Below are 13,053 nucleotides of genomic sequence, written 5' to 3'. Positions count from 1 at the left end.
AACTACTATGACTAAGTTTATCTTCGTAACTGGAGGCGTAGTTTCCAGTATTGGTAAGGGCATTGTAGCAGCAAGTCTAGGGCGTTTGCTCAAGTCGCGCGGATATTCGGTGTCGATTCTCAAACTCGACCCTTATATCAATATCGATCCTGGCACAATGAGCCCTTTTCAGCATGGGGAAGTATTCGTTACCCAGGATGGTGCGGAGACAGATTTAGATTTGGGGCATTACGAACGCTTCACCGATACCTCAATGTCGCGCTTGAACTGTGTGACTACTGGCTCGATTTACCAGGCAGTCATTAATAAAGAGCGACGCGGAGACTACAATGGCGGCACTGTACAGGTTATTCCTCATATTACCAATGAAATCAAAGAGCGGATTCTGCGAGTTGCTAAAAGTACAAATCCGTCCGTAGTAATTACAGAAATTGGCGGGACGGTGGGAGATATTGAATCACTGCCGTTTTTGGAAGCGATTCGCCAGTTCCGCAAAGAGGTTGGGCGGCAACATGTACTGTATATGCATGTAACGTTGGTACCGTGGATTGCTTCTGCGGGTGAGATGAAAACTAAGCCAACACAGCATTCAGTTAAAGAACTCAGATCCATTGGTATTCAACCAGATATTTTAGTTTGTCGGAGCGATCGCCCCTTACCCAAGGGATTAAAGCAAAAATTATCGGGATTTTGCGATGTGCCCGAAGAATGCGTCATTACTTCTCAAGATGCCAAAAGTATCTATGAAGTACCCCTAAATCTGGAAAGGGAAGGAATGGCAGAACAAGTACTGAGCTTGCTGCAAATGGAGCAACGCCAACCAGATTTGACGCAGTGGCAAACCTTGGTACAACGGTTACATACTCCCAAGCACGAGCTAGAAATTGCCATTGTCGGCAAATATGTGCAGTTAAGTGATGCCTATTTATCTGTAGTGGAAGCACTAAACCATGCTGCAATTTCCACTTATGGCAAACTGCGCCTACGCTGGGTGAACTCAGAAGATTTGGAAAATGAATCAGTTGAAACTCATCTTGGGGGTGTTGATGGGGTAGTTGTGCCAGGAGGTTTCGGGGTTCGGGGAGTGGATGGCAAAATTGCCGCCATTAAATACGCCCGCGATCGCCAAATTCCCTTTTTGGGTTTATGCCTGGGAATGCAATGCTCTGTAATTGAATGGGCTAGGCACATAGGGGGATTAACAGATGCTAATAGTGCTGAATTTGACGCTCATACAACGAATCCGGTAATTAATTTATTGCCAGGACAGCAGGAAGTTGTGGATTTAGGGGGTACAATGCGCTTGGGGCTATATCCTTGTCGTGTTCTTCCTGATACATTGGCTTTCAAGCTTTATCAAGAAGATGTAATTTATGAACGACATAGACATCGCTATGAGTTCAACAATGCTTACCGCGATCTCTTATTAAAGTCCGGCTATGTGATCAGTGGGACTTCTCCTGATGGACAGTTAGTTGAAATTGTGGAATTACCTAAGCACCCATTCTTTCTGGCTTGCCAATTTCATCCAGAATTTCAATCGCGTCCTAGTAGCCCTCATCCTTTATTTAAAGGGTTTATTCAAGCTGCGATCGCTCTTTCTCTGTCAACTTCAGGTACACCAACACCATTGGAGGTTTCTTAGCAATTCATAATTCAAACAAATTAATTTGATTTTGAATTGGTACACAGCAACATAAACTTAAGGCTTCAGTAGACTTGGACATACAGGGTGCATCATTCGTAAATTTCGGACTTGAGGAGATGTTGTGGCGTACTGGGTGAAAATCCTTTACGAGAGGAGAGAATATGTAGTGAATTTTGAACGTGTCCATGCTTTTTGTTATGAAGTGAATGGCAGGGTTACTTTTTGGCTACCCGATAGTGCCATTCCAATAGTCATTAATCCACAAAGTAACCTAGAAGATTATCAAAAGATTCTCGATTATTTAGAATGTGTGACAAGTTTAGAATTAGATCATGCCCACTGGGTGAAAATCCTTTACGAAAAAAATGAATATGTAATTAATCTCAACTGCATCAGTTCCTTTTGTCATGAACCGAATGGCAGGATAACCTTCTGGTTGCCAGATGGCACTATCCCCATCATCATTAATCCTGTGAGTAATCCCGAATCATATCAAAAAGTTGTGCAATACGTTCACAAGGCAACGGGCTATTCTTTATCTTAAAATTCTTAGATAGTAGAGCAAGGTTATTCAAAAAATTTTAGATTGACTCCAGCAATCAAGTCAGGGGCTTATTATTTAATTTTAAATTTTCGGCTTTCCTGTGGAATGTTACGCGAAAAGTGTGAAGGTAGCTCGACTGAGCGATCGCAGAACGTCTCAGTCGAACGATTTTAGGAATTCAACAATTCCTGTTCCAATTACGAATTACGAATTACGAATTACGAATTCTGTTTGGACAAATCCATCAAATTTGCCAGCTTGTAAACTACCCGCGCTCCAACATTACCATCCCATTCGGCATCACCGACTTCGCAAATATCAAAGCCAATAATTTTTCTACCACTCTTGACTAATTCCCGGAACAGAAAAAATGTTTGCTCTAATTCCAATCCACCCGGAACAGGAGTACCTGTACTTGGGCAAAGTTTTGGATCTAGACCATCGACATCAAAGCTAATGTAAACAAACTCAGGTAAATGACTGATAATTTCTCGGCATAAATCAAGCCAAGTTGTTCCAGAGTAAAGCTTTTGTTTAATGGCTGGGTCGTAATATGCAATAATGCGACGATCAGATTGGTCTATCATCTGCACTTCATCATGACTAATATCACGCAAACCCACTTGCACTAGCTTGGAAATTTGCGGTATTTTCATCGCATTAAACATAATCGACGCATGGGAAAACTCAAATCCCTCATAAGCATCGCGTAAATCTGCGTGGGCATCAATGTGCAAAATGCCATAGTTAGCGTAGTTAGCTGCTAATGCTTGGAAATAACCTAACGGCGAACTGTGATCTCCACCAATAACTGCGACTCCCTTACCCTTGTTAATTGCTTCTTGGCAATTTTCAAACAGCCATTGATTTACCTGTTGCCCAGCTTGATTAATTTCTGTGAGTACAGATGTTAAATCTGGTGTATCTGAGAGTTCTTTCCCTTGGGCTAATCGCTCAATAATTTTTGCTGCCAAGGCTCGGTAATATGTATTTTTCTCTAAAATATCTTGGGGAATTTCTACCATGAAAATTCCCTGCTTCCAACCATTAGGGTTATCGAAATCGAACAAATCTAATTGAGTTGAAGCATCAAGAATGCGCTGGGGGCCATTAGCTGTGCCTGCGCCATAAGAAACAGTGACTTCCCACGGCACACCAAAGACAATCAGGTTTGCAGACTCATAATCGCAAGGCAAACCTAAGAGGTTGCCATTTATTTCACCTACGCCGCTAGGATTGTAGTCTTGTAGTTGATTACTCATCGATTATCTTCTGGATTTACGTGGATAGACAGCACGCCGCCTAGTGCGTTAAGGTGCATAGTCATTGGAGATCCCCCTTAATCCCCCTTAAAAAGGGGGAAAATAAGACATTCTTAGTCTCCCCCTTTTTAAGGCTACCGTGTACACACAAATCGGAGTTACTTTGAGATCCGGGTTTTACCCCCCTTAATCCCCTCTTGTAAAGGGGGGAAATATCCGGTTCTCCCCCTTTACAAGGGGGAGTTAGAGGGGGTGAGAAGGACTTGTGTGTATACCGTAGCCCTTAAAAAGGTTGGGGGGATCGACTCAAAACCTATGCAGTATTGCCGCCTAGTGGACATCTGCATTGTAATCAAAATTTTTCACAGGCGGTAAACTACAACGCCTCTATTACTTGGTCGAAATTGCGGCAATACATCTGTTGGCTGTAGTCCTCCCACTCTTTATCTGATGAATGGGGCGATCGCTTTAATGTTGCTTCTTGGACGTATGCCATCAATGGGCGACGAAGACACTCGTATTTCTCGAAGGCTTTGGCTATAGCTTGCAGATCGTTCCAGTTATTCTCCTCAGCAATTTTAGCTATGAGTGTTGTAACTATTAGTGCATCTTCCAATCCTTGATTAGCCCCTTGAGCCATGAAGGGAGGCATTCCATGTGCGGCATCGCCAACTAAGACAATTCGCCCTACACTCCAGGCTGGTGGAATTTTGGTAGGATTAGCTTCAGGATTGAGGTCAGTTGGGTTAGAAACTTGTGGAGAATTCAAAATGCTAGCGTGGTGAACGTAGTATGGACGCTGCTGCATTTTGGCAGGAGGAGATAGACGCACTAATTGCTTGAGCGTATCAGGAAACCCTGCTTTTTCCAACTCCTGCAAAGCTAAGTCAATTAAAGAACTTTCTGATTTTCCTTGCAATGAGTCTAAAGGCAAAGCAAGATGTATTATGTACCCAAGTTCACCAGTTGGTCTGCGAAATAATATTATCCTGATGTTATTTATACAAACAGAATTTCCAGTTATTTCATCATTAGTGATTGTTACAAGTGGTGACTCTTGAAAGAAATCTTCTTCTAGTTTTGCCCACAATTCCTTTGGTACTTCAGCTATTTTCATACAAAATATAGCTGCAAACCCAGAGTATTCAGGTTGGGCAAAATCATGATGTTGAGTATCTGTGTAAAGCAGCCTACGAACTGTAGAATTAATCCCGTCTGCTGCAACAATTAGTTTAGCTCTAATGGATTTTGTTGCTAATTCTTGGGGGAGAATATCTGAGTTTTGGGGTTGCGGATCGTTATCTTTCTGCCCATCTATCCAATAGGCATAAGGGTTGGTTTCTATTGCTGTATCACCTACACAATCTATGCGGATACAACCTTTTTCCGGCTCATTTACAACATTAATGCAACGGTGATTAGCTTTAACTTGGTCTGGTGGAAGTAGCTGTCTAAGGGTTGTCTGCAAATTGTACCAAGAAATTGATACGCGACCCTCGCCATAATCTTTAAACCAGTCATCAAAACTAAGCGATGTTGACCGAATTATCTCTCCCTGCAAATTTTTGTAAACCCATTGGGGTGAAGCCTTTGGAGGTTGTTGCTTTTGAGTAGGTTCGACAGTTTCTTGATCATTAGACTGCTTGGAGTTTAATAAACCCAGTCCAGTATTTTTAACTTCTTCGTAAGCGTTATGATCTAAAAGTTTGAGAGCTTTTAATCCATTGGGGAGAAGATCCAATGTTTGTCCAACTTGACGAAAGGCGCGAGTTTGATCAATGACAAGGACATTTTCAATTCCACGTTTACGTAAGCCAATGGCAGTTGCTAACCCAATAGGCCCAGCGCCAACCACTACAACATCGTAGATTTCTTGAGAGGTAGAAGAGGCGATAACAGATGCAGGTAAGGTATCTGCTTTGGTTGATGTGTTTGTATGTAGATGAGGACTTGATTGAGTTTCTGGCATATTTATATATTGGATAGAGGCTGGGCAATATGGAAAGCTATAGCCATCAAGTTACATAGGGTCACACAACAATATTAAAGTCAAATACAAAAAGCAAATATACAAGGCGATTAGAAATCGCGGCTATACAAACAAAGTCCACCTCCGTGGACTAATACAAAATCAAGGGTTCCTTAACCGACGTTCGCGCAGCGTTCCGTTCGCGCAGCGTCCCGTAGGGAAGGAAAGGTGGGTTTTGCCTGTGTAGACGCGGTTGCTAACTACCCTTTTAACTTGCGATGTCTACGACGAGCTACGCTAATGCACATTGCGCTGATGCAATCCTTGATACAGGGTACATTATTAATTAGCTTAATTTCTCTGCTGCGCGTCCAAGCAGCAACTCGTCGTCAGGCATCGCCTCTGTAAAACCCGAAATGACTAACGAAGAACTGCTGCAAATTATTGAAAAAGCTGTCAGAGGCAAGGTGACAGAATTAGACCTTTCTCTTAAAGGCTTAACAAGCCTACCACCGGAAATAGGCCAACTCGCCAACCTGCAAACCCTCTACCTCTACAATAATCAACTGAGCAGTCTGCCACCGGAAATAGGCCAACTCACCAACCTGCAAACCCTCTACCTCTACAGTAATCAACTGAGCAGTCTGCCACCGGAAATAGTCCAACTCACCAACCTGCAAACCCTCTACCTCGGCAGTAATCAACTGAGCAGTCTGCCACCGGAAATAGGCCAACTCACCAACCTGCAAATCCTCTACCTCTACAATAATCAACTGAGCAGTCTGCCACCGGAAATAGGCCAACTCACCAACCTGCAAACCCTCTACCTCTACAATAATCAATTGAGCAGTCTGCCACCGGAAATAGGCCAACTCACCAACCTGCAAACCCTCTACCTCTACAATAATCAATTGAGCAGTCTGCCACCGGAAATAGGCCAACTCACCAACCTGCAAACCCTCTACCTCAGCAGTAATCAACTGAGCAGTCTGCCACCGGAAATAGTCCAACTCACCAACCTGCAATCCCTCAACCTCAGCAGTAATCAACTGAGCAGTCTGCCACCGGAAATAGGCCAACTCACCAACCTGCAAACCCTCTACCTCAGCAGTAATCAACTGAGCAGTCTGCCACCGGAAATAGTCCAACTCACCAACCTGCAAACCCTCTACCTCTACAATAATCAATTGAGCAGTCTGCCACCGGAAATAGTCCAACTCACCAACCTGCAATCCCTCTACCTCTACAATAATCAACTGAGCAGTCTGTCACCGGAAATAGGCCAACTCACCAACCTACAAACGCTCTACCTCAGCAGTAATCAACTGAGCAATCTGCCACCGGAAATAGGCCAACTCACCAACCTGCAAACCCTCTACCTCAGCAGTAATCAACTGAGCAATCTGCCACCGGAAATAGGCCAACTCACCAACCTGCAAACCCTCCACCTCGAAAATAATCCTTTAGAATCACCTCCACCAGAAATTATCACGAAAGGGTTTAAAGCAATTCTTGACTTTTGCAGACAACAACTAGAACAAGAAACCGATCGCCTCTACGAAGCCAAATTACTCATTATAGGAGAAGGTGGTGCAGGTAAAACTACGCTAGCCAAAAAAATTCAAGACAATAAATATACGTTACAACAAGATGAAAATACCACCGTAGGCATTGATGTTATTCAATGGAAATTTTTGCTTGACAATAACAGAGAATTTCAGGTCAACATTTGGGACTTTGGTGGTCAAGAAATTTACCATGCTACCCATCAATTTTTCCTCACAAAACGCTCTCTTTATGCCTTAGTTGCTGATACTCGCAAAGAAGACACAGATTTTTATTACTGGTTAAATGTGGTTGAATTACTGAGCGGTAATAGTCCTCTGTTAATTGTCAAAAATGAAAAGCAGGAGCGTAAGCGAGAAATAAACGAGCGGGAGTTACGGCGCGAGTTCACTAATTTTAAGGAAACACTTACTACAAACTTAGCCACTGATCGCGGTCTGTCAGAAATTTTAAATAAAATTAAGCATTATATTACTAACTTACCTCATGTAGGAATAGAACTCCCCAAAACCTGGGTTAAAGTGCGGGAAGCTTTAGAAGGTGACTCCCGCGAATATATTAGCTTGGAAGAATATATGAATATCTGTCAGAAACATGGTTTTACTAAACAGGAGGATAAACTTCAACTCAGTGGCTATCTGCATGATTTAGGTGTATGCCTTCACTTCCAAGATGATGACTTTTTAATAAAAACCGTTATTCTCAAACCTACTTGGGGTACAGATGCCGCTTACAAAGTGTTAGATAATCCCCAAGTGATTGAAAAGCTGGGTCAATTTGAGCGCAATGATTTAGCAAACATTTGGCATGAAGACAAATATGCCGATATGCGACCAGAACTGCTGCGGCTAATGATGAAATTTAAACTGTCCTATGAAATTCCTAGTCGTCCCGGCACTTATATTGCGCCTCAATTACTCTCTGTTAACCAACCTGATTTCAATTGGGATGAATCCAATAACCTAATCCTGCGCTATAAATATGACTTTATGCCGAAAGGTATTCTCACCCGCTTTATAGTCGAAATGCACTCTGATATTGAACAACAAACCTTAGTTTGGAAAACAGGCGTTGTTCTTGCTAAATACGAAAGCCGTGCTGAAGTAATTGAATACTACAATCAACGAGAAATTCAAGTCCGCGTCGCAGGCAAGCGTAAGAAAGAACTACTAGTAGTTATTAACAATGAATTAGAAAAAATCCATAAGTCTTACGAACGTCTGCAATATCAAACACTTGTTCCTTGTAACTGTAAAAGCTGTAATGATAGTCAAAGTCCTCATTTTTATAACCGAGATGTGTTGTACAAATTCAGGGACAATAATCGCTACCAAATCCAGTGCCAGGATAGCGGTGATATGGTAGATGTCCGCAGATTGATTGACGATGTTTTACCGACTCAACCAAACTTGGAAATACCTATGTCTGAACCCGTAATCAGAAATCAAGTTTTCATTAGCTATAGTCATCAAGATCAGGAGTGGCTGACTAAACTCCAGAAGCACCTTAAACCAATGATTCGCAACCAAAAGCTGCTTGTGTGGGACGATACTAAAATTCAACCTGGTGCTAAGTGGCGCGAAGAAATTGAAAATGCTTTAACAGCAGCAAAAGTGGCAGTATTGTTGGTTAGCCCAGATTTTTTAGCATCAGACTTTATTGCTGATAATGAGTTACCCCCATTGTTGGATGCGGCGGAAGCTAAAGGACTCACGATTATTTGGATACCTTTGAGTTCTAGCGGCTATGACGAGACAGAAATTGAAAAGTATCAGTCAGCGCACCCTCCCAATCAACCTTTAGACAGCCTGAACTCAGCGCAAGAGAATAAAGCTTGGGTGGATATCTGTAAGAAGATTAAAGCAGCAGTTCTTGGGTAGAAAAGAGACTCAGATTTTCTTGTTGTGCTAATGCAATACCTTTGGGTTAAGGCTTGATAAATTTATATTACTAGCCCTGGCGACTAGAAGTCGCGGCTATACAGACTTGTGTTGAGCGAAGTCGAAATACAAAACCCACCGTTCTGGGTTAAGAGTATTTTTTTAATTGGAAGTCCCTAAAGTTTTGTTCTTTTGCCAAAAGTGGTATATTGGCACTTGATCCGACCGAGTACAAACTATGTATAAGCCCGCAGACCAAAGAAGTCGAGGTGTTGTACTCACTACTATAGGACAGGAAGGGAGAGTGGGCTTATGAACAAAAATATTGGTCACAATGGTGTTTTTCCCCTATTTAAAGGTGTACCTCTACGTCGCATTCTCGTAGCGTTGTTTCTGCTGCAAATCTTGCTAGCTGTGGGATTGACTGCATACTTATCAATCCGCAATGGGCAAATGGCAGTCAATGAGGTAGCTAGCGAATTGCGTTATGAAGTCGCTAATCGAGTAGAGCAAAATTTACAGGCTTATCTCTCAACCCCGCGTCAAGTACTGCGCGGTAATCAAAATGTTATTGATATCGGGTTGCTGAAGATGGAAAATCTGGCAACTTGGGAGTCATACTTAATCAAGCAGTTAGAGATTTTTCCTGATGCCGTTGCTTTAACGGCAAGCAATGAACAGCAAGAACACTTAGCGGTGGAAAAGCTCAACGATCGCCAATATTTACTCAGAAAAGCTGATAAGTCAACTGGTTACGACCTCTACACCTACAAAATTGACTCTTTTGGTCAACGTACTCAGCTACCAGAGATAATCAAAAACTATGATGCGCGATCGCGTCCTAATTATCAAGCAGCAGTTACCGCTAAAAAATTCAGCTTTAGTCAGATTTTTACATCCATCACCGAACCAACGCTGCTAATTAGTGCATCTCAACCTATATATAACCCTCAAGGTGAGTTACTCGGTGTCAACAGCACCCTAACTCATGTATCACAAATTGGGGATTTGCTACAAAATATTAAAGTTGGCAAGTCTGGGCAAGTTTTTATTATCGAGCGATCAGGGCTATTAGTGGCAAGTTCCACAGCCGAAGAACCATTCCGCTTACAAAATGGTAAACCGATTCGGTTAGCAGCTTCCCAAAGCGGGAATGCTTTTACTCAAGCAAGCGCTAAATATTTAGAAACTAAATTTAGTAAATTTGACCAAATTAAGAGTTTACAGCAACTAGATTTCTCTTTTGACGGCAAACGACAATTTTTAGAAATTAGACCGTTACAAGGCGAACCAAATGTCAACTGGTTAATTGTAGTAGCTGTCCCAGAAGCAGACTTTATGGGGCAAATCGATCGCAATACTCAAACTACAATTTTTCTCTGTCTGGGAGTATTGGGATTAGCTATTTTACTAGGAATTGTTACTGCCAGTTGGATAACTCAGCCAATTTTGTACTTCAGCACGGCGGCAAAAGATTTAGCCGATTTCACCAAAGGGGAAGACTCAGTGGTGATTGTGCAAGGCATTAAAGAAGTAGAAATACTGGGTGAATCTTTCAATGAGATGATGCAGCATTTACGTAAAACCTTTACTGCACAGATTACCAAAAATGAAGAGTTAGAATTGCAAGTTAAACAGCGAACTGAAGAATTACAGCAAGAGATTCAAAAAAGTATTAATAGTGAGCAAAAGCTAGAACAGCATAATCGGGCGTTGGCAGAACTGGCAAATCATAAGGCAATTTCAGAAGGAAATCTGGAAACAGCATTCAAAGTTATTACCGAGAAAGCCGCGAATGCTTTAGAGGTAGAACGAGTAAGTGTGTGGTTATTCAATAGCGATGACGACGACAGGCTGCGTCAACGCACTAAACTACAATGTATAAGTCTCTACGAACGTAGCAATCAGAAACATTCGGCAGGTTTAGAACGCGATCGCGCAGATTATTCCATCTACTTTAAATCCCTAACATCTGCGCGAATCATAGCTGTCACCGATACTCGCACCGATTTACGGATACAAGAATTATGGGATGAATTTCTAGAAACAAAAAATATTGTATCCCTAATTAATACCTCCATTTGGGTTGGGGGCGAAGTAGTGGGAACAGTATTGTATGAACAGATTGATATTCCTCGGATATGGGAAGTGAGCGAGCAAAATTTCGTTAGCTCAATCGCTGAATTTGTTGCCCTGACATTAGAAGTGTGCGATCGCGAAAGTGCAGAATCAGCTCTGCGTGAGGCGAAAGAAGCTGCTGAAGTTGCAAATCGTGCCAAAAAAACCTTTTTGGTAAATATGAGCCATGAATTGAGGACTCCCTTAAGCTCCATTCTTGAAATTGCAGAAGCACTCCAAAATGAAGTTTACGGTACTGTAACCGCAGAACAGCGCCAGTTTCTAAATACCCTCGAATCGAGCGGTAAGAACTTACTAGAATTAATTAACCAAATCCTTGAGCTTACAGATATTGAATCCAGCAAGATAGAACTGCAACTAGCGGCTACTTCCATTCCAGAATTATGTGACTCTAGTCTCAGTTTCGTCAAAAATTTAGCGTTACAGAAAAATATCCAACTGAGTGTACAAATGCCTGAAGAACTCGAACCCATCCAAGTTGATGAGCGCCGCATCCGCCAGGTATTTATCAACCTGTTGAGCAACGCTATCAAGTTTACTCACGACGGAGGCAAAGTTTGGATTGAAGTTCAGCCAAATTCCACAAACGAGTATATCTTTTTTAGCGTGGTAGATACGGGTATTGGTATGCTTTCCGATGACCTTTTCCGATTATTTCAACCTTTTATCCAAGTTGAAAATGCCTCTACCCGTCGTTCCGCAGGTACGGGTTTAGGATTGGTGATGGTGCAAAAAATCGTCGAGTTGCATGGTGGTACTGTCCACGCTGAAAGTCAGTTAGGCAAAGGTAGTCGATTTACAGTCAAACTACCGTGGAAAAAGGTTGGAGTGTGGGGGGTGGAGAGTTAAAATTAACCATTTACTCGCTTCCATACTTTGTACGAGAATGAATTTATTCTGCGATCGCTCCATTCAGTCCATTAAGATATGCAGTTTTAGGATTTTCACTGGCTAATTCTTTTGGAGTCGCCCTTAAGCGTGTTGCTCTGCTTTTACGGATGCGATCGCTTTTACGAACAGCACCAGCCATTTCATATTCACGGCTATCTTTGCCGTATTTAAAAGCAACTCCAATCAGCATTTTCTCAGTTATGTCACTTAAGGCTTTGTCTAATTCTTCCATCTCAGTTCTAGAAGAGTTAATCACGGCTAGAGCAGTATTATAAGCATCTATTTTGCTACGGTACTGCTCAATTAATTGTGTCATGTTTTGCAAGTTGCGAGCATCCCCAAAATCCATGCTGGGATCAATTGCTTTAAGTCCAGCCACTCTTAATTCAGCTTTTTCTAAAACGCGGTATGTACGTTTTTGAGCAGGCATAAATGTATCCTTTTTATTGCTTTAGAGCTAGTTTGCCTTACTAAAGCGGTGTTCTAGTTCAGTAAAATCCTCACAAGTTGGTGTCTAATATGATATAAATATCAGTATTTATCACAAAAATTATGGTTTTGTTGATGAAACGCATGGGTTTGTTGATGAACAGAACGATTTTGTTAATGAAACGCATGGGTTTGTTGATGAACAGAACAATTTTGTTGATGAAACGCATGGGTTTGTTGATGAACAGAATGATTTTGTTGATGAAACACATGAGTTTGTTGATGAACAGAATGATTTTGTTGATGAAACGCATGAGTTTATATTTAAAGTTGTATAGCGGTTATTGACCCAGTGAGGTACGATTTTTACCTCTTTTCTAAAAGGCTCGGTGTACACACAAATCGAATTACCCCCCTTAATCCCCCCTTGTAAAGGGGGGAAACAAGAAAATCTCGTTCCCTCCCCTTTACAAGGGGAGGGTTAGGGTGGGGTAATTTGAGGACTGGTAGTAATTCGATAACTTGTGTATCCCTCTTCTGTCACTCTCCGGGAGGGCGATCGCTAGAAGCCTGATGAGGCAATCAATACAAGCTATACTATTAGAAAAAAATGAGTCTTGTATTTGTTATTAGAAAAGAATCGCGCGATCGCTTGCTATACAAAAGCTCTAGAATCCAGAAATGGCAAATGTTTTCGGAGAGTGACAGAAGAGGGGTATACAGCG

Annotated in this window: 9 protein-coding genes; 6 read left to right on the top strand and 3 right to left on the bottom strand. The window is 41.9% G+C overall.

The features are described 5' to 3' along the window. Window positions 1-7: 7 nt before the first annotated feature. Together FD724_RS13075 and FD724_RS13070 are read left to right on the top strand one after the other, a co-directional pair. Window positions 8-1,645 (top strand): CTP synthase, encoded by a 1,638-nt coding sequence (locus tag FD724_RS13075; protein ID WP_179072933.1) that lies wholly within the window; start codon window positions 8-10, stop codon window positions 1,643-1,645. Window positions 1,646-1,769: 124 nt separating this feature from the next. Further along, window positions 1,770-2,192: a hypothetical protein gene (locus FD724_RS13070; RefSeq protein WP_114084087.1), complete on the top strand. Its 423-nt coding sequence runs from the start codon at window positions 1,770-1,772 to the stop codon at window positions 2,190-2,192. Window positions 2,193-2,410: 218 nt separating this feature from the next. Here FD724_RS13070 and speB read toward each other — a convergent pair whose 3' ends face one another. Beyond that, window positions 2,411-3,454 carry an agmatinase SpeB gene (speB, locus tag FD724_RS13065; RefSeq protein WP_179072932.1) on the bottom strand — a complete coding sequence of 348 codons (1,044 nt, stop codon included), beginning with the start codon at window positions 3,452-3,454 and terminating at the stop codon, window positions 2,411-2,413. A gap of 376 nt (window positions 3,455-3,830) precedes the next feature. After that, window positions 3,831-5,423 carry an NAD(P)/FAD-dependent oxidoreductase gene (locus FD724_RS13060; protein ID WP_179072931.1) on the bottom strand — a complete coding sequence of 531 codons (1,593 nt, stop codon included), beginning with the start codon at window positions 5,421-5,423 and terminating at the stop codon, window positions 3,831-3,833. Window positions 5,424-5,651: 228 nt separating this feature from the next. Between FD724_RS13060 and FD724_RS13055 the strand changes: the two genes are divergently transcribed. From FD724_RS13055 to FD724_RS13045, 3 genes are all read left to right on the top strand, one after another. After that, window positions 5,652-5,831 (top strand): hypothetical protein, encoded by a 180-nt coding sequence (locus FD724_RS13055; RefSeq protein ID WP_179072930.1) that lies wholly within the window; start codon window positions 5,652-5,654, stop codon window positions 5,829-5,831. An 8-nt stretch (window positions 5,832-5,839) separates the two neighbouring features. Further along, window positions 5,840-8,869 (top strand): leucine-rich repeat domain-containing protein, encoded by a 3,030-nt coding sequence (locus tag FD724_RS13050; RefSeq protein ID WP_179072929.1) that lies wholly within the window; start codon window positions 5,840-5,842, stop codon window positions 8,867-8,869. Between the two features lie 312 nt (window positions 8,870-9,181). Then, complete coding sequence (locus tag FD724_RS13045; RefSeq protein WP_179072928.1) at window positions 9,182-11,857, top strand: ATP-binding protein; 2,676 nt, start codon at window positions 9,182-9,184, stop codon at window positions 11,855-11,857. Window positions 11,858-11,900: 43 nt separating this feature from the next. On the opposite strand, the gene FD724_RS13040 is transcribed toward FD724_RS13045, so the two are convergent. After that, a complete protein-coding gene (locus FD724_RS13040) occupies window positions 11,901-12,329 on the bottom strand; it encodes a methyl-accepting chemotaxis protein (RefSeq protein ID WP_179072927.1) in 429 nt (142 codons plus the stop codon). 155 nt (window positions 12,330-12,484) lie between these two features. Here FD724_RS13040 and FD724_RS13035 point away from each other — a divergent pair, with 155 nt between their 5' ends. After that, window positions 12,485-12,676 (top strand): hypothetical protein, encoded by a 192-nt coding sequence (locus FD724_RS13035; protein ID WP_179072926.1) that lies wholly within the window; start codon window positions 12,485-12,487, stop codon window positions 12,674-12,676. Window positions 12,677-13,053 lie beyond the last annotated feature (377 nt).

The organism is Nostoc sp. C057 (genome assembly GCF_013393925.1).
GTDB lineage: Bacteria > Cyanobacteriota > Cyanobacteriia > Cyanobacteriales > Nostocaceae > Nostoc > Nostoc muscorum_A.
This window is presented reverse-complemented; position numbering and strand designations above follow the sequence as displayed.

Bases quoted from the DNA above. Each gene is read 5' to 3' on its own strand.
- FD724_RS13075 (WP_179072933.1), top strand. From the start codon at position 8: ATGACTAAGTTTATCTTCGTAACTGGAGGCGTAGTTTCCAGTATTGGT.
- speB (WP_179072932.1), bottom strand. From the start codon at position 3,454: ATGAGTAATCAACTACAAGACTACAATCCTAGCGGCGTAGGTGAAATA.
- FD724_RS13060 (WP_179072931.1), bottom strand. From the start codon at position 5,423: ATGCCAGAAACTCAATCAAGTCCTCATCTACATACAAACACATCAACC.
- FD724_RS13050 (WP_179072929.1), top strand. From the start codon at position 5,840: ATGACTAACGAAGAACTGCTGCAAATTATTGAAAAAGCTGTCAGAGGC.
- FD724_RS13045 (WP_179072928.1), top strand. From the start codon at position 9,182: ATGAACAAAAATATTGGTCACAATGGTGTTTTTCCCCTATTTAAAGGT.
- FD724_RS13040 (WP_179072927.1), bottom strand. From the start codon at position 12,329: ATGCCTGCTCAAAAACGTACATACCGCGTTTTAGAAAAAGCTGAATTA.
- FD724_RS13035 (WP_179072926.1), top strand. From the start codon at position 12,485: ATGAACAGAACGATTTTGTTAATGAAACGCATGGGTTTGTTGATGAAC.